This window comes from Halomonas caseinilytica, from assembly GCF_001662285.1.
GTDB classification, from domain to species: Bacteria; Pseudomonadota; Gammaproteobacteria; order Pseudomonadales; family Halomonadaceae; genus Halomonas; species Halomonas caseinilytica.
Window position 1 is genome coordinate 24664 of the sequence record NZ_BDEO01000008.1, and the last position, 15174, is coordinate 39837.

General features: G+C 64.3%; 15 protein-coding genes. 11 read left to right on the top strand and 4 right to left on the bottom strand.

Translation table 11 applies throughout. From position 1 onward, the window contains the following. The first annotated feature begins 30 nt into the window (after positions 1 to 30). The 3 genes from HSDC_RS10070 to HSDC_RS10080 all read left to right on the top strand — a co-directional run bounded on the left by HSDC_RS10070 (position 31) and on the right by HSDC_RS10080 (position 3085). Positions 31 to 876, top strand: coding sequence for a universal stress protein (locus tag HSDC_RS10070; RefSeq protein WP_064699823.1), 846 nt, complete (start codon positions 31 to 33; stop codon positions 874 to 876). A 100-nt stretch (positions 877 to 976) separates the two neighbouring features. Further along, entirely contained in the window at positions 977 to 1417 is a 441-nt protein-coding gene (gene dtd / locus HSDC_RS10075; RefSeq protein WP_064699824.1) for a D-aminoacyl-tRNA deacylase, read from the top strand. 303 nt (positions 1418 to 1720) lie between these two features. Beyond that, positions 1721 to 3085 (top strand): uracil-xanthine permease family protein, encoded by a 1365-nt coding sequence (locus tag HSDC_RS10080; protein ID WP_342039354.1) that lies wholly within the window; start codon positions 1721 to 1723, stop codon positions 3083 to 3085. 21 nt (positions 3086 to 3106) lie between these two features. Here HSDC_RS10080 and HSDC_RS10085 read toward each other — a convergent pair whose 3' ends face one another. Continuing rightward, complete coding sequence (locus HSDC_RS10085; RefSeq protein WP_064699826.1) at positions 3107 to 5050, bottom strand: ATP-binding cassette domain-containing protein; 1944 nt, start codon at positions 5048 to 5050, stop codon at positions 3107 to 3109. Positions 5051 to 5105: 55 nt separating this feature from the next. Here HSDC_RS10085 and HSDC_RS10090 point away from each other — a divergent pair, with 55 nt between their 5' ends. The 6 genes from HSDC_RS10090 (at position 5106) to bamJ (ending at position 10371) form a co-directional block, all read left to right on the top strand. Next, the gene (locus HSDC_RS10090; RefSeq protein ID WP_064699827.1) at positions 5106 to 5636 is read left to right on the top strand and encodes a TIGR02444 family protein; all 531 of its coding nucleotides are present in this window, start codon (positions 5106 to 5108) and stop codon (positions 5634 to 5636) included. Positions 5637 to 5738: 102 nt separating this feature from the next. Beyond that, a complete protein-coding gene (locus tag HSDC_RS10095; RefSeq protein ID WP_064699828.1) occupies positions 5739 to 6782 on the top strand; it encodes a TRAP transporter substrate-binding protein in 1044 nt (347 codons plus the stop codon). A 344-nt stretch (positions 6783 to 7126) separates the two neighbouring features. Further along, positions 7127 to 7705 (top strand): TRAP transporter small permease, encoded by a 579-nt coding sequence (locus tag HSDC_RS10100; protein WP_064699829.1) that lies wholly within the window; start codon positions 7127 to 7129, stop codon positions 7703 to 7705. A 30-nt stretch (positions 7706 to 7735) separates the two neighbouring features. Next, positions 7736 to 9019 carry a TRAP transporter large permease gene (locus HSDC_RS10105; RefSeq protein WP_064699830.1) on the top strand — a complete coding sequence of 428 codons (1284 nt, stop codon included), beginning with the start codon at positions 7736 to 7738 and terminating at the stop codon, positions 9017 to 9019. Between the two features lie 34 nt (positions 9020 to 9053). After that, positions 9054 to 9497, top strand: a complete 444-nt coding sequence (locus HSDC_RS10110; RefSeq protein ID WP_064699831.1) for a universal stress protein — start codon at positions 9054 to 9056, stop codon at positions 9495 to 9497. A 124-nt stretch (positions 9498 to 9621) separates the two neighbouring features. Continuing rightward, the gene (gene bamJ, locus HSDC_RS10115) at positions 9622 to 10371 is read left to right on the top strand and encodes a BamJ family beta-barrel-assembly machinery protein (RefSeq protein WP_064699832.1); all 750 of its coding nucleotides are present in this window, start codon (positions 9622 to 9624) and stop codon (positions 10369 to 10371) included. Between the two features lie 75 nt (positions 10372 to 10446). Here bamJ and HSDC_RS10120 read toward each other — a convergent pair whose 3' ends face one another. Then, positions 10447 to 11046, bottom strand: coding sequence for an SCO family protein (locus HSDC_RS10120; RefSeq protein WP_082920013.1), 600 nt, complete (start codon positions 11044 to 11046; stop codon positions 10447 to 10449). 176 nt (positions 11047 to 11222) lie between these two features. Here HSDC_RS10120 and HSDC_RS10125 point away from each other — a divergent pair, with 176 nt between their 5' ends. Continuing rightward, positions 11223 to 12137 carry an AEC family transporter gene (locus HSDC_RS10125; protein WP_064699833.1) on the top strand — a complete coding sequence of 305 codons (915 nt, stop codon included), beginning with the start codon at positions 11223 to 11225 and terminating at the stop codon, positions 12135 to 12137. A gap of 255 nt (positions 12138 to 12392) precedes the next feature. On the opposite strand, the gene HSDC_RS10130 is transcribed toward HSDC_RS10125, so the two are convergent. Beyond that, positions 12393 to 13277 (bottom strand): LysR substrate-binding domain-containing protein, encoded by an 885-nt coding sequence (locus HSDC_RS10130; RefSeq protein ID WP_082920014.1) that lies wholly within the window; start codon positions 13275 to 13277, stop codon positions 12393 to 12395. Positions 13278 to 13369: 92 nt separating this feature from the next. Here HSDC_RS10130 and HSDC_RS10135 point away from each other — a divergent pair, with 92 nt between their 5' ends. Continuing rightward, positions 13370 to 14497, top strand: a complete 1128-nt coding sequence (locus HSDC_RS10135; protein WP_244534480.1) for a DMT family transporter — start codon at positions 13370 to 13372, stop codon at positions 14495 to 14497. Here the strand turns inward: HSDC_RS10135 and trmB are convergent. After that, positions 14421 to 15152 (bottom strand): tRNA (guanosine(46)-N7)-methyltransferase TrmB, encoded by a 732-nt coding sequence (trmB, locus tag HSDC_RS10140; RefSeq protein WP_064699835.1) that lies wholly within the window; start codon positions 15150 to 15152, stop codon positions 14421 to 14423. The two genes, HSDC_RS10135 and trmB, sit on opposite strands and share 77 nt — an antisense overlap. Positions 15153 to 15174: the final 22 nt, after the last annotated feature.

Below are 15174 nucleotides of genomic sequence, written 5' to 3' on the forward strand. Positions count from 1 at the left end.
GGTCTCTCCCGGCATCAAGAGGGCTGTGCCATGACCCGCACCCTGCTGTTCGCCTGCGACCTCTCCGCCGAAAACCGTGCCGCCTTCGCCCGGGCCATTCGCCTGGCCGGTGAGAGCGGCGCGCGTCTCGACATCGTCCATGTACTCGATCCCTACCTGCCGAGGCGGGTATTGCACGATCTCGAGGAAGCCGTGGTGACGGACATCGGGGCCACCCTCACCGATATCCGCGAGGACTATGCCCTGGCCGAGCCGGCCAGCCTGATCCAGACCGTGGCCGGCGAGCCCTATACCGAGATCATTCGCGAAGCCCACGAGCGCGAGGCGGACATGATCATCCTCGGTGCCCACCGCAAGCGCGGCCAGCCCGACCTCGTGCACGGCACCACCCTAGCCCGGGTACTGCGCAGTGCCCCCTGTCCGGTGCTTTCCGTCAGCCAGCCGGCCAACCGCGACTGGAACGACATTCTGGTCCCGGTGGATTTCTCGTTGACCTCGCGACATACCCTGCGCGAGACCCTGAAGCGCTTTCCCGAAGGACGCCTTACGCTGCTGCACGCCTGGAACATTCCTGGCGAGCGGGAGCTTGGGTCCGATACCGGCTACGCACGCTGGCGTGACCGCGAGGTCGAACGGCTTAGGTCTCATCTGGAGCAGGAAACCGAACAACTGATGGCCGAGCTCGACGACGTGCCGGAACTCAGCCTCGAGCTGCAACAGGGCGATCCGCTGGAAGTGCTGATGACACAGTTGCGACGCCAGTCGCCGGATCTGCTGGCGCTGGGCAGCCGCGGCCAACTGGGCCGTCACAGCCAGATCACCGAGCGCCTGCTGGCCGAACCCCATTGCGATATCATGCTGTGCCGGCCCTGGTGACACCGCCAGCGCTGGAAGCCTGACGCCGCCAACCCGGTGGGTCGCGGAACCGAGGCATGCTACGCTCCCGGGCGATCGCCTCGTTGCCCGGAGTTCGCCCATGAAAGCCTTGATCCAGCGCGTCACCCAGGCCAGCGTCAGCGTCGACGATGAGTGCGTCGGTGCCATCGAGCATGGCCTGCTGGCCTTGATCGGTGTGGAGCGGGAAGACGACGAGACCAAGGCCGAGCGCCTCTTGCACAAGCTGCTGCACTATCGCGTCTTCGCCGACGAGTCGGGGCGCATGAACCACGATCTCCGCCAGGCCGATGGCGGCCTGCTGCTGATCTCGCAATTCACCCTCGCCGCCGACACCCGCAAGGGGCTGCGTCCAGGCTTTTCCAGCGCCGCACCGCCCGACGAGGGCGAGCGTCTCTTTCATTATCTCGTCGAACGGGCTCACAGCACCTGGCCCCGGGTGGCCACCGGCCGCTTCGGCGCCAATATGCAGGTATCCCTGGTCAATGATGGCCCCGTGACCTTCTTGCTAGAGAGTCACTGACCCTACCGCCCCACCACCATTCTCCACCGCATGGCGCCACCGGATCGAGGCCACTCGTTGGCCCGTCCTGGTGGACCTTCCGCCACGCTGTCAGCCCGAACTCCACCCGCCATGGCCGCGTCGAACAGGGCGCTTTACCCGGCACCGCCCCCTCCCATAGTTGTACACGAAATTTATGGAAATATATTACACAAAGTGGACAATGGGCTCAGGATAAACTGTGTACAATAACAAGTGGTGATTGTCTCCATGCCAGATTCCGGCCACAGCACTTCCGTCTTCGAATTCCGCGGGCGCCCTCCCGTGACACGCGCTCTACCTCTGTCCCTCCAGCACATCCTGGCCATGATCATGGGCACGGTCACCGTCCCCATCATCGTCGCCGGTACCGTGGGAGCGACCCTCGAGGACAAGATGCTGCTGATCCAGATCTCGTTGCTCGCTTCCGGGGTCTCGACGTTACTGCAGCTCTACGGCATCCGGCGTTTCGGCGCCCGTCTGCCCACCATCTTCGGCGTCGGCTTTGCCTATGTGCCGACCCTGACGGCGGTCGGCGCCCAGTACGGTCTGGAAGGCATCCTCGGCGCTCAGGTCATCGGCGGGGGCGCCATGATCCTCGTGGGGCTCTTCATTCATCGAATCCGCCACTTTTTCCCACCGGTCGTCGCCGGCACCGTGGTACTGGTGATCGGTCTGTCGCTCTATGACATCGCCGTCAACTACATGGCAGGCGGCATCGGGCAACCCGGCTTCGGCGAGCCACGCCAGTGGCTGGTGGCACTCCTCACCCTGGTGGTGGTCGTCGTCGTCTCGCAGTTTGCCCGTGGCTTTCTCAAGCTCTCGGCGATCATCTGCGGCATCCTGGTGGGCTATGTCCTGGCGCTAGCGCTAGGCATGGTGGACTTTGATCCCGTCCGCGAGGCCAACTGGTTCAGTGCCCCGGCGCTGCTGCCCTTCGACCTGGCCTTCCATCCGGCAGCCATCCTGTCCATGGTGATCATCTGCGTGATCAACTCGGTGCAGACCATCGGCGACCTTTCGGCCACTACCGTGGGGGGCATGGATCGCGAGCTGGATCGCAAGGAACTCGCCGGCGGGCTGCTCGGCAATGGCTTGTGCACTGCCGTGGGCTCGGTGTTCGGCGCGCTGCCGACCGCCTCGTTCAGCCAGAATGTCGGCATCGTGGCAATGACCAAGGTCGTCAGCCGCACGGTACTGGCCCTCGCAGCCGTCTTCATCCTGCTGGCCGGCCTGATGCCCAAGTTCGGCGCCCTGATGACCACCATTCCCTATCCGGTGCTGGGCGGGGCCACCATTACCGTCTTCGGCATGATCACCATGACCGGCATCCAGCTTTTGATCCGCGACGAGCTGTCGTCGCGCAACATCACCATCGTCAGCCTGGCGCTGGCCCTGAGCCTGGGCATCTACGCCGCCCCGGACGCCATCGCCGGCCTGCCGGAGATGGTGCAACTGGTGCTGGGCGGCTCGCCTATCGTGGTGGCGGCCCTGGTCTCGATCACCCTGAATCTGATCCTGCCACGCCGCAGCCTCGACGATGAGCGCCGCGAGCGGGAAGCCATCGCCGAGCAGATGCGTGACAAGCCCGGCCGGCGCAGCAGTGCCACCGCTTCCCACCGGAAGGCCGGTCGCGCCTCCTCTCTCTGAAGCCCTTGCAACACCGCGCGGTCAGGAGGCCTGCAGTTCGGCCTCCAGCCGCTCCAGCGCTTCCTCGGCGGCCAGCCACCGCTGTTCGAGCTCCTCGAGTTGCGAGGCCAGCTCACCCCGCCGCGCCAACTGGGCATTCAGTTCGTCCTTGCGCGCGTCATCGGTGTACAGGTCGGCGTCGGCGAGGGCCGCTTCGACCTCTTCCAGCGAAGCCTGTGTCTTTTCCATGTCACGCTCCGCCCGGTCGCGATCGCGCTTGAGTGGCCGCAGCTTGTCACGCAGCTCGGCAGCCGCTCGACGCGAGGCCTTGCGATCCTCCCTGGGCGTCGCGTCGTCGACCTGGCGTTCGGCCTTCTCGGCACGCGCCTCGCGTCGCTGTTCTTCCAGACGCGACTTGAGCCAGGCACGGTAATCCTCCAGGTCGCCGTCGAAGGGCGTCACCCGGTGGTCCGCCACTCGCCAGAACTCATCCACCGTGGCACGCAGCAGGTGGCGGTCGTGAGACACCACGATTACCGCGCCTTCGAAACTGGCCAGGGCCTCGGTCAAGGCCTCACGCATCTCCAGGTCGAGATGGTTGGTCGGTTCGTCCAGCAATAGCAGGTTGGGACGCTGCCAGGCGACCAGGGCCAGCGCCAGCCTTGCCTTCTCGCCTCCCGAGAAGCGTGACACCTCCTCGAAGACGTCATCGCCATGGAAGCCGAATCCCCCCAGGAAGCGACGAATCTCCGCATCGGGGGCCGTGGGCGAAAGTCGCTGCACGTGGAGGAAAGGCGACGCCAACAGATCCAACCCCTCGAGCTGGTGCTGCGCGAAGTAGCCGATGGCCAGATGCTCGCCTTCAACCCGATGGCCCGCCAGTAGCGGCAGCTCGGTCGTCAGCGACTTGATCAGGGTCGACTTGCCTGCGCCGTTGGGGCCCAGCAGGCCAATCCGCTGTCCCGGCTGCAATGCCAGGTTCACGGCCTCGAGCTGCCGCTTCTCGCCGGCTTCATCGCGATACCCCAGGGTAGCGTCGTCCAGCACGAGCAGAGGATGCGAGACCTTGTCTGCGGCGGGAATGCGGAAATGAAAGGGTGAGTCAGCATGCGCCACCGCGATGTCGCCCATGCGTTCGAGCATCTTCAAGCGGCTCTGGGCCTGCCGTGCCTTGGTGGCCTTGTAGCGGAAACGCGCCACGAAACGCTCGATCTCTTCCTTGCGCGCCTGTTGCTTGGCAGCCTCCGCCTGCTGCAAGGCCAGCTTCTCGGCCCGGGTCCGCTCGAAGGTGGTGTAGTTGCCTCGATAGAGCACCAGGGAGCGCTGCTCGAAATGCACGATGTGATCGCACACCGCATCGAGGAAATCGCGATCATGAGAGATCAGCAGCAAGGTACCGGGATAGCGGGACAGCCATTGCTCGAGCCACAGCAAGGCATCCAGATCCAGGTGGTTGGTCGGCTCGTCGAGCAGCAGAACATCGGACGGCGTGAACAGGGTTCGTGCTAGGTTGACACGCATGCGCCAGCCCCCGGAGAACGACGCCAGCGGGCGATCCAGGTCAGCCTGACCGAAGCCCAGGCCGACCAGCAACTGAGCCGCACGGGCCGGCGCACTGTAGCCATCCAGTGATTCGATGGCCCCGTGCAACTCGGCCTCGCGGTGTGCGTCTCCGCGTGCCTGCGCTTCGTGCAAGGCCGCTTCGGTCTCGCGCAGGGCGCGGTCACCATCGAGCACATAGTCGAGGATGCTGCGATCGAGCGCTTCCACCTCCTGAGCCATGTGCGCGATGCGTTGACCGCCACTCATCTCCAGTTCGCCGCGATCCGGCGATAGCTCGCCCAGCAGCAGCCCGAACAGGCTCGACTTGCCCGCGCCATTGGCACCGACGATGCCCGCCTTGTAGCCGGCGTGCAGGGTCATGTCGGCCGCGTCGAGCAGGCTCTGGGGGCCGCGTTGCAGGGATACTTGGCGCAGTGCGATCATGCGGACTCCACTCGTCTGCGTGAGATCACCGCCCGGAGGCGGCCACCTTGTCGTGATGAACGACGATTCTACCGAATTATCCACGCGCTTGCGGTCACGTCTCGCCGGCGATTCGCTCTGGGACTTCGCCCTTGCGCTCTATGCCCGCGACGGCATCGAGCCGGCCTGTCTGACCTTGCAGGATGAAGCCGGAATCGATGTCGCCGAGCTGTTATGGCATTGCTGGCTGTATCAGCATGGCCTGCGTGCCGACGATACGCCCTCGGACGTGAGGCAATGGCAACGCACGGTTACCACGCCCCTGCGAGACCTGCGCCGAGAGCTCAAGCCGGCCGCTCGTGAACGGTCGGGCGTGGCCACGGTTCGTCAGCACATCAAGCAAGCCGAGCTGGACGCCGAACGCGAGTGTCTGCTACGCCTGGAAGCCCATAGCCGCAGTGGTTCCGTCCCCCTTTCCGAGCTTCCCCGGCCATGTCCAACTCTCGAAAAAGTTCTGCCATTCGGCCCTCAACTTCAGAAAAAATCACATCTTTTGGCCTTGGGGACGCTACAAAGCCAGCTTGACCCCCTATACCCCCCACGCTAGCCTGAAATTACCTGCGTAAACGGCGAGCAAACGACAACTTCGATTTTGCGCCGGTCGATGAATCATTGATTTCCCGGCAAAACCTGCAGAGGAACCATAAGAATGAAGGCACACAAGTTGCTGACTACTGCGAGCATCGGCGCTCTGATGCTCGGCATGTCCACCGCCGCCTATTCCGACAACTGGCGTTATGCTCACGAGGAATACGAAGGCGACGTCCAGGATGTCTTCGCTCAGGCTTTCAAGGGTTATGTCGAAGATAATTCCGACCACACCGTACAGGTCTATCGCTTCGGCGAGCTGGGTGAGTCCGATGACATCATGGAGCAGACCCAGAACGGCATCCTGCAGTTCGTGAACCAGTCGCCCGGCTTCACCGGTTCGCTGATCCCCTCGGCGCAAATCTTCTTCATTCCCTATCTGATGCCTACGGACATGGACACCGTCCTGGAGTTCTTCGACGAGAGCAAGGCCATCAACGAGATGTTCCCGAAGCTCTACGCCGAGCACGGGCTGGAACTGCTCAAGATGTATCCGGAAGGCGAAATGGTGGTGACCGCCGACGAGCCGATCACCTCGCCTGAGGACTTCGACAACAAGAAGATCCGTACCATGACCAACCCGCTGCTGGCCGAGACCTACAGCGCCTTCGGTGCCACGCCGACGCCGCTGCCCTGGGGCGAGGTCTACGGTGGCCTGCAGACCGGCATCATCGACGGCCAGGAAAACCCGATCTTCTGGATCGAGTCCGGCGGCCTCTACGAAGTCTCGCCGCACCTGACCTTCACCAGCCATGGCTGGTTCACCACCGCGATGATGGCCAACCAGGACTTCTACGAAGGGCTTTCCGAGGAAGACCAGCAACTGGTACAGGATGCTGCCGATGCGGCCTACGACCATACCATCGAGCACATCAAGGGCCTGTCCGAGGAATCCCTCGAGAAGATCAAGGAAGCGTCCGATGAGGTTACCGTCACGCGTCTGGACGATGAACAGATCCAGGCCTTCAAGGAGCGCGCTCCCCAGGTCGAGGAGAAGTTCATCGAGATGACCGGCGAGCAAGGCCAGGAGCTGCTCGACCAGTTCAAGGCCGACCTCAAGGCCGTGCAACAGGATGAAGGCGGAGAAAGCCAGGACGAAGGCTGATCACGCACTTAACCCGCATCCACCGGGGGCAGCCAGGCTGCCCCCGATTTGTTTACGCGGCCCCGAAGGGTACATGCCAATATCACCCGCCAGACCGTAACGATGTCCGACGCGCCTCTCGCCACGCCACCCGAGCTTGGCATACCCGCCGCTCGAGGAGCGCGCGACAGGGAAGCTCCAGGACAAGACGCGGGTACAGGCGCATGGACGAGCACGGTGATCGGCAGGCACTCTCTCAGCGTTCATCCAACGTTGACCTGTGGCACACCGTGCCGCATCGCCAGCGGTTACGCTGCTGAACGGGGCCCCATAATTTCGCCATGTCTGCTGAAGGGAGCGCGGCCATGACCGACGAAGAATCCGAAAAGCACTATCACTCAGGCCTGCCTGGCATACTGGGCACCATTGATACTCTCATCAGCAAGCTTGAAGCGATCATTCTCGCCATCGGCGTGCTGCTGATGGCCACCAACACCATCGCCAATGTCATCGGGCGCTTCGTGCTCGGCGAGAGCCTGTTCTTCACCGGCGAGGTCAACCGCATCCTGATCATCATGATCACCTTCGCGGGCATCGGCTACGCGGCGCGCCATGGCCGCCACATCCGCATGTCGGCGATCTACGATGCCTTGCCGGTGGGTGGTCGCCGCGCCCTGATGGTCCTGATCTCGCTGTTCACCTCCCTGGTGATGTTCTTCCTGATGTACTACTCGCTGCTCTACATCCTCGACCTGTATGACAAGGGACGCATCCTGCCGGCACTGGGCTTTCCGATCTTCATCATCTACGTCTGGGTGCCCCTGGGCTTTCTGATCACCGGCATCCAATACCTTTTCACGGCCATCAAGAACCTGACGTCGCGCGATGTCTACCTGTCGACCTCGGTGGTCGACGGTTACAAGGATACGGAAACGGAAGTCTGACGCAGGGCAATTCGCCCGGGGGAATGCAAGATGACGACAATAATGGTTGCGACCATGATCGGCCTGCTGTTGCTGGGCTTTCCCATGATGATTCCGCTGGCGACGGCAGCGATCATCGGGTTTTTCATGATGTTCGGCGGATTGGGCCAGATGGAGACCCTGATCCAGCAACTGATGGCCGGCATACGACCGGCATCGCTGATCGCAGTGCCCATGTTCATTCTCGCCGCGGATATCATGACGCGCGGTCAGTCGGCCAATCGACTGATCAATATGGTGATGGCCTTCATCGGCCACATAAAGGGCGGTCTCGCCGTCAGTACGGCAGCGTCCTGCACGCTGTTCGGGGCCGTCTCTGGCTCCACCCAGGCCACCGTGGTCGCGGTGGGCTCCCCGTTACGTCCACGTATGCTCAAGGCCGGCTACTCGGACTCCTTCAGCCTGGCGCTGATCATCAACTCCAGTGACATCGCCTTCCTGATCCCGCCCAGCATCGGCATGATCATCTACGGGATCATCTCCGGCACTTCCATCGGTGAGCTGTTCATCGCCGGAATCGGCCCGGGCCTGATGATCCTGGCCATGTTCGCTACCTACTGCGTGATCTATGCCATCGTCCGTGGCGTGCCCACCGAGCCCAAGGCGAGCTGGGGAGAACGTTTCTCGGCCGTACGCCTGGCACTGTGGCCGCTGGGCTTCCCGGTGATCATCATCGGCGGCATCTATGGGGGCATCTTCAGTCCTACCGAAGCCGCGGCTGCCTGCGTGCTCTATGCCATCCTGCTGGAGTTCGTGGTCTTCCGCTCGCTGAAGATCAACGATATCTACACCATCGCCAAGTCCACCGGCCTGATTACCGCCGTGGTCTTCATCCTGGTGGCAGTCGGCAACAGCTTCTCGTGGATCATCTCCTTCGCCCAGATTCCCCAGGCCATTCTCGAGGCCGTGGGCATCAACGAAGCGGGGCCGACCGGGGTGCTGATCGCCATCTGCATCGCCTTCTTCGTCGCCTGCATGTTCGTCGACCCCATCGTGGTGATCCTGGTGCTGACACCGGTCTTCGCACCGGCCATCGAGGCCACCGGCCTCGACCCGGTGCTCGTCGGTATCCTGATCACACTGCAGGTGGCCATCGGCTCGGCGACGCCGCCCTTCGGTTGCGATATCTTCACCGCCATCGCCATCTTCAAGCGTCCTTATCTGGACGTGATCAAGGGCACGCCTCCCTTCATCTTCATGCTGGTACTGGCGGCCGCGTTGCTGATCCTGTTCCCGCAGATCGCCCTGTTCCTGCGCGACCTCGCCTTCAGGTAAGCGGCTCTACACGGACACAAGGAGTAAGGTGACGATGTTCAATCGGATCATGGTGCCGGTCGACGGCTCCAAGGGCGCCGTCAAGGCGCTGGAAAAGGGCGTGGGTCTGCAGCGATTGACCGGCGCCGAACTCTACATCCTGTGCGTGTTCAAGCATCACAGCCTGCTCGAAGCCTCGCTGTCGATGGTCCGCCCCGAGAAGCTGGATATTCCGGACGATGCTCTCAAGGACTACGCCACGGAGATCGCCGTCCAGGCCAAGACACGCGCCGCCGAGATGGGCGTGCCGGTGGACAAGATACGCGCCTTCGTCAAGGGCGGGCGCCCCTCGCGTACCATCGTGCGCTTCGCCCGCAAGCGAGAGTGCGACCTGATCGTGATCGGCGCCCAGGGCACCAACGGTGACAAGAGCCTGCTGCTGGGGAGTGTCGCCCAGCGTGTGGCAGGCTCCGCGCACTGTCCCGTCATGGTCGTCTGACGGCTTTCCGACGGGGGCCGGAAGCGGCATCCGGCGCATGCGTGCGGAACCTCTCCGGCCCTGTTAGAGTCCCATGGATTCCATACACTCATGGCGCCAAGGCGCCGGACCACAAGGCTTTTTCATGAAGACACTGCTGACTTCCGCTTCACTGGCGGCCCTGTTGACCGCCGCTCCCTTGGCACTGGCCGCGCCCGAGTCCGACCAGGAACGTCTGGGCTACAGCCTCGGGGTGACCCTGGGTCAGAGCATCCAGCAAGATGTTTCCGATCTCGATATCGATGCGTTCACCCAGGCCATCCGCGACGTCTACGCCGGCGACGAGCTGGCCATGACCGATCAGGAAATGGCCGATACCCTGGCCCAGTTCCAGCAACAGGCCCAGGAAAAGCGTGCCGCCGAAGCTGAGAAGCGCGCCGAGGCCAATCAGGCCGAAGGTGAAGCCTATCTCGAGGAGAACGCGGAAAAGGACGGTGTCACGGTCACCGATTCGGGCCTGCAGTATCGTGAGCTGGAATCCGGCGACGGCGCCACGCCGAGTGCCGAGGACACCGTCAAGGTCAACTATGAAGGCAAGCTGATCGATGGCACCGTCTTCGACAGCTCCTACGAGCGCGGCGAGCCGGTCAGCTTCCGAGTCGGCCAGGTCATCGATGGCTGGCAGGAAGCCCTGCAGCTGATGAGCGTGGGCGACACCTGGGAGATCGCGATTCCCGCCGACCTGGCCTACGGTGCCCGCGGTCAGGGCCCGATCGGCCCCAACGAGACGCTGATCTTCAAGGTTGAGCTGCTCGACGTCACGCCCGCCGAAGCAGCGGAAGACGCCAACGGCGAACAGAGCGGCGACACCGAAAGCGCCAGCGACGCCGAGTGATCCCTCGCGCTCAACGCCTTTCGCACGGCCGGCTCCTATGAGCCGGTCGTCATCGTTCAGGGCCGACGATGCCGTTCACATGGCGTCGAGCAAATCGTTCAACGCTGCCTTGAGCGGGCCCGGCGTCGGCGAGTGGAGAACACGCCGGCGAATCTCGCCATGCCGGTCCACCAGATAGAGCGAGGCGGTGTGATCGACGGTGTAGTCCATAGCCGACTCCGGCGCCTCGACCTTGCGCCACACGACTCCATACCGCTCGGCGATCTCCTCTACCTGCTCGATGCTGCCGGTCGCACCGATGAAGTCCTCGCCGAAGGAAGCGAGGTATTCCTCGAGCCGCGACAGGGTATCGCGCTCGGGATCGACGGAGATCATCACCGGCACTACCTGCTCTCGGCGCGGGTCGGATAGCTGCTGGCGTACCTGGCGGACCACCGCCAGGCTCATGGGGCAGACATCCGGACACCAGGTATAGCCGAAGAAGACCACCGCAAGCTGGTCCTCATCCAGTTGGGAGAGCGCAAACTCGCCTCGCGTCGACGGCAGCGAGATAGGGCCGCCTTCCAGCTCCGCCTCGCTGCCCTTACCGCTCCACCACTGATGAGCCAGCAGGCCGAATAACACCGACAGCGCAATGGCACCTGCCGCCAGATACCGCCAACGCCGTGTCATCATGGCCGCTCCTCGTCTGCTCGACGCCACCCGGCGTCATGATCGGTCTCCGGTCCGCACATGACAGTGAAGTCACGCCGCCGATGATGGCAAGATAGCTGTCTGGACGGCGCGAATCCAAGCCATCCCGACGAAATCCGGGACGCTCCATCGCGTGACGGACCCAATGAGGAGGTGTCATGGAAGGCGTGGCGGGAGCCCTCGGGCCCCTCTTTCTGTTGATCCTGCTGGGCGCGTTGCTCGGCCGCCTCGACCAGCCGGGCGGCGATTTCTGGCCACGGATGGAGCGGCTGATCTATTTTCTGCTGTTCCCCGCCATGCTGGTCTCGACCCTGGCAGGTGCCGATATCCAGCAAGTCCCGGTGGGACGCCTGGCCCTGGCCCTGCTCGGTGCGATGGGCATGCTGGGGGCCGCGCTCTGGGCCGCGAACCATCGGCTGGGTCTGGCGGCCCCGGCCTTCACATCGGTGTTCCAGGGCTCGCTGCGTTTCAATACCTATGTCGGCGTGGCAGGTGCCGCGGCGCTGCATGGCGAGGCCGGTGCCACTGTCGCGGCAGTGGCCGTGGCCTTGATGGTACCGGTCGTGAACGTCCTGTGTGTCGCCAGCTTCATCGCCGCCGGCACACTCGGTACCGCCGGCATGCGCGCCAGCCTGGCCGCCCTGGCACGCAATCCCTTGATCCTGGCGTGCCTGCTGGGCATCGCCCTGAACCTCAGTGGTATCGGCCTGCCCGGCTGGAGCGCCCCCGCAACGGAGCTGCTCGGTCGGGCCGCCCTGCCGCTCGGCCTGGTGGCAGTAGGCGTCGCTCTGCGGCCACGAGCCCTGCTGCGCCTCGATCTCGGTGTCTGGGCGGCCAACCTGGCCAAGTTGATCCTGATGCCGGCCCTGGTTCTCGGTTTCGCCCTGTTGCTCCGGCTGGAACCGGTGAGTCGCGATATTGCGCTGCTGTTCGCCGCCTTACCCACCGCCACTTCCGCTTACATCCTGGCCCGTCAGCTCGGTGGCGATGCCGAGTTGATGGCCGCGCTGATCACCGGCCAGACCCTGATCGCCATGGCCTCGCTCCCCTTTTGGCTACGCTTGGTCGGCTGATAGGGCCCGTCCTCGAAACGTAATAAAAAAAATTCTCGTTTGCGTTGACAGGTCAAATGAGAATGATTTACTCTACAAACATGGCGTTGATGAGGCGCCATGCCGGGGCAAGGTTCCTGCCAGTTTCTTGCCCAGGTTTCTCCTCCTCATTGCTAGTCACGGTCTTTTGCCGCCCCGCCCAGGGCGGCTTTCTTTTGTTGGTTCGTCTCGTGGCGTTGGTTTGTCTCTCGGCTGCGCGTCGCTCGCCTCGCACCATCATTCCCGCTGACCAAGCTGCCGTTTGACCAGTTCGCCCAGCGCCTCGACTGCCGGCCAGGACGCAGCGGAAACCTGCCGCCCATAGTACAGTTGCGCCTCACAGCCACGCAGCACCGGCAATCCCTCCGCCGCACCAAGCTCTCGCATGGCCGGCGTCAATCGGTCACGCTCGAGAATGCTCACCGCCAACCCCGACTCCACTGCCGTTTCCACCGCGTGGATGCTGGTGCTGGTGAAGACGGCGTGCCAGGGGCGATCCATCGCGCTCAATGCCTCGACTCCCAACTGCCGATAGGGGCAGTCCTCGGGGTGAAGCGCCAGTGGCAACGGTTGCTCCGGCGTCAGGACGAGTTCTCGCGCCCCGGCCCAGACTGGCGTGGAGCGCCACAACGGCTCGCCACCACTGAGCCGGTGAGGACGGTCGAGCGCCACGATCATCGATAGCTCTCCCCGCTCCAGGCGACGTGCCAGCTCGCCGCTGGGCGCCGTCACCGCTTCCAGCACCACATCCGGATGCCGTGCCAGAAAGTCTGGCAACAGACGCCCCACCAGGCGACTGGCGTAGTCTTCCGGCATGCCGAAACGTACGCGGCCGCTCAACCCTCGCCCACTGATCCTGGCCACCAGGCCATCGTGTCGACGCAACAGTTCCCGCGCCTCGCCCAGCAAGGCCTCGCCGCTGGGCGTCGGGCTCACCCCTCGCGCCCCCCGTATCAGCAAGGTGGTATCCAGCCGCGCCTCCAGGCGCTTGATCTGCATGCTCAGTGCGCTGACGGTGCGATGACGCTGCTCGGCCGCCGCGGCCAGCGTACCCAAGCGCGCGACCGCCACGAAGCTGCGCAGCGCCTCGAGATCCAGCGAGTCCGAAATGCCTTCAGCCATATTGAATGCTCGGTCCAATAAGTTTCGATTCACGAAACACTCTAGACCAGTCAACCTGTGCGGACCAATCCACCCCCAGGACCGGAGGTATCATGACGGGCACCGTGCATCGACTGCGACACATCACGCTCTCATCGCTTTCCCCCGCCCTGGGAGGCCTGATCGTGGCGGTCGGTTTCGTGGTGTGCTGGAGCAGTGGTTTCGTGGGCAGCCGGCTGGCCGTTGCCATCGATACGCCAGTCCTGGCGCTCTATGCGTGGCGCTTCGCCCTGGCCACGCTGCTGGCGGGCGGCTGGTGGTGGTGGCGTTGCCGGCAACGTCACCAGCCCCGCTTGAACCCTCGGGCGCTGGCGCACGAAGCGTTGATCGGCAGCCTGACCGTGGGAGGCTATCTGCTGACCATGCTGCTGGCCGTCAAGGCAGGCGTCAGTGCAGAAGTGGCGGCATTGATCGGCGCTCTCCAACCACTGGCGGCCATCACCCTGGCCAGCGGCTGGCTCGGCGAACTCACCCGCCCCCTTCAGTGGCTGGGCATGACGGTGGCGACCCTGGGAGCCGCCTTGAGCGTGCTGGACGACCTGCAAGGCGTCGGCGGCGCTCCGCTCTGGGCGTATGGTCTGCCACTGCTGGCCGTGGCCTACGTGACACTGGGCAGCGCCCTCACGACACGGCAACCCGCGACGCTGCCTCTGGAGGCTCGCCTGACGGCACAACTGATGGCCGCCACCGGCGTCTTCTTCCTCGCGGCCCTTGGCATGGGAGGCTCCCTGGCACCGCCGACGCCGAGCCCCGACACCCTGACGGCTCTGGTCTGGCTGATCGTGCTGGCCACCTTCGGCGGTTACGGCTTCTTCGTGGAGAGCCTGCGGCGTTTCGGCGTGGGGCACAGTGCCGGCCTGGTCGCGCTGACCCCGGCGGCGACACTCGCCTGGACGGCGCTGATGTTCGGTGAGCTCCCCGGCACCATGGGCGCCATCGGCATGCTGCTTGGACTCGTCGGCGCCGGCAGCGCCCTATATGCCGGCCGCCATCAGGGACGCGGCGCCGGCGGCCATGGCGGTACGGCGAGCCCGGCCGGCCGTCGGAGCGAACGTCCCGCCATTCGGCCCGCCGCCCCGGCGTCGACTCTCGACCGGAATGGGGTCAGTCGTCGTCACGACGGTGAATCAGATCCCAGACACCATGTCCCAGACGCTCCCCGCGGGCCTCGAACTTGGTGAGCGGCCGGAAGGCAGGGCGCGGCACATAAGGCGCGGTGTCCGCATCGGCAGTATTGGCATAGCCCGGCGCCTCCGCCATCACCTCGGCCATCCACTCGGCGTAGGCTTCCCAGTCGGTGGCCATGTGCAGGGTACCGCCCGGCTTGAGGCGAGTGCGTACCAGTTCAACGAAAGCCGGCTGAACGATGCGCCGCTTGTGGTGCTTCTTCTTCGGCCAGGGATCGGGGAAGAACAGCTGCACGGTGTCCAGGCTGGCCTCGGGCAGGCAGCGCTCAAGCACCGCCAGGGCATCCTCGCGGTAGACCCGCAGGTTGGTGAGGCCACGCTTGTCGACCTCGTCGAGCAACTTGCCGACACCCGGCGCGTGCACCTCGATGCCGATGAAGTCGGTGTCGGGGTGCGACTCGGCCTGTTCGATCAGCGACGCCCCCATGCCGAAACCGATCTCCAGCACGCGAGGCGCCTGGCGCCCGAACAGGACATCCAGATCCTGACGCCCCGCATCGAGCGTCACCCCCAGACGCGGCCAGACCTCATCGAGGCCCCGGGTCTGGGCGGTGGTCATGCGTCCGGCGCGCAACACATAACTCTTGATGCCGCGGCGATGCAGCGGTGCGTCTGGACGTTCGGGGCCGGTGGTATCGGGTTCGTTCATGCGTGGTTCACTATTGGGTCAC

Bases quoted from the DNA above. Each gene is read 5' to 3' on its own strand.
- HSDC_RS10070 (WP_064699823.1), top strand. From the start codon at position 31: ATGACCCGCACCCTGCTGTTCGCCTGCGACCTCTCCGCCGAAAACCGT.
- dtd (WP_064699824.1), top strand. From the start codon at position 977: ATGAAAGCCTTGATCCAGCGCGTCACCCAGGCCAGCGTCAGCGTCGAC.
- HSDC_RS10085 (WP_064699826.1), bottom strand. From the start codon at position 5,050: ATGATCGCACTGCGCCAAGTATCCCTGCAACGCGGCCCCCAGAGCCTG.
- HSDC_RS10090 (WP_064699827.1), top strand. From the start codon at position 5,106: ATGAACGACGATTCTACCGAATTATCCACGCGCTTGCGGTCACGTCTC.
- HSDC_RS10095 (WP_064699828.1), top strand. From the start codon at position 5,739: ATGAAGGCACACAAGTTGCTGACTACTGCGAGCATCGGCGCTCTGATG.
- HSDC_RS10100 (WP_064699829.1), top strand. From the start codon at position 7,127: ATGACCGACGAAGAATCCGAAAAGCACTATCACTCAGGCCTGCCTGGC.
- HSDC_RS10105 (WP_064699830.1), top strand. From the start codon at position 7,736: ATGACGACAATAATGGTTGCGACCATGATCGGCCTGCTGTTGCTGGGC.
- HSDC_RS10110 (WP_064699831.1), top strand. From the start codon at position 9,054: ATGTTCAATCGGATCATGGTGCCGGTCGACGGCTCCAAGGGCGCCGTC.
- bamJ (WP_064699832.1), top strand. From the start codon at position 9,622: ATGAAGACACTGCTGACTTCCGCTTCACTGGCGGCCCTGTTGACCGCC.
- HSDC_RS10120 (WP_082920013.1), bottom strand. From the start codon at position 11,046: ATGATGACACGGCGTTGGCGGTATCTGGCGGCAGGTGCCATTGCGCTG.
- HSDC_RS10125 (WP_064699833.1), top strand. From the start codon at position 11,223: ATGGAAGGCGTGGCGGGAGCCCTCGGGCCCCTCTTTCTGTTGATCCTG.
- HSDC_RS10130 (WP_082920014.1), bottom strand. From the start codon at position 13,277: ATGGCTGAAGGCATTTCGGACTCGCTGGATCTCGAGGCGCTGCGCAGC.
- HSDC_RS10135 (WP_244534480.1), top strand. From the start codon at position 13,370: ATGACGGGCACCGTGCATCGACTGCGACACATCACGCTCTCATCGCTT.
- trmB (WP_064699835.1), bottom strand. From the start codon at position 15,152: ATGAACGAACCCGATACCACCGGCCCCGAACGTCCAGACGCACCGCTG.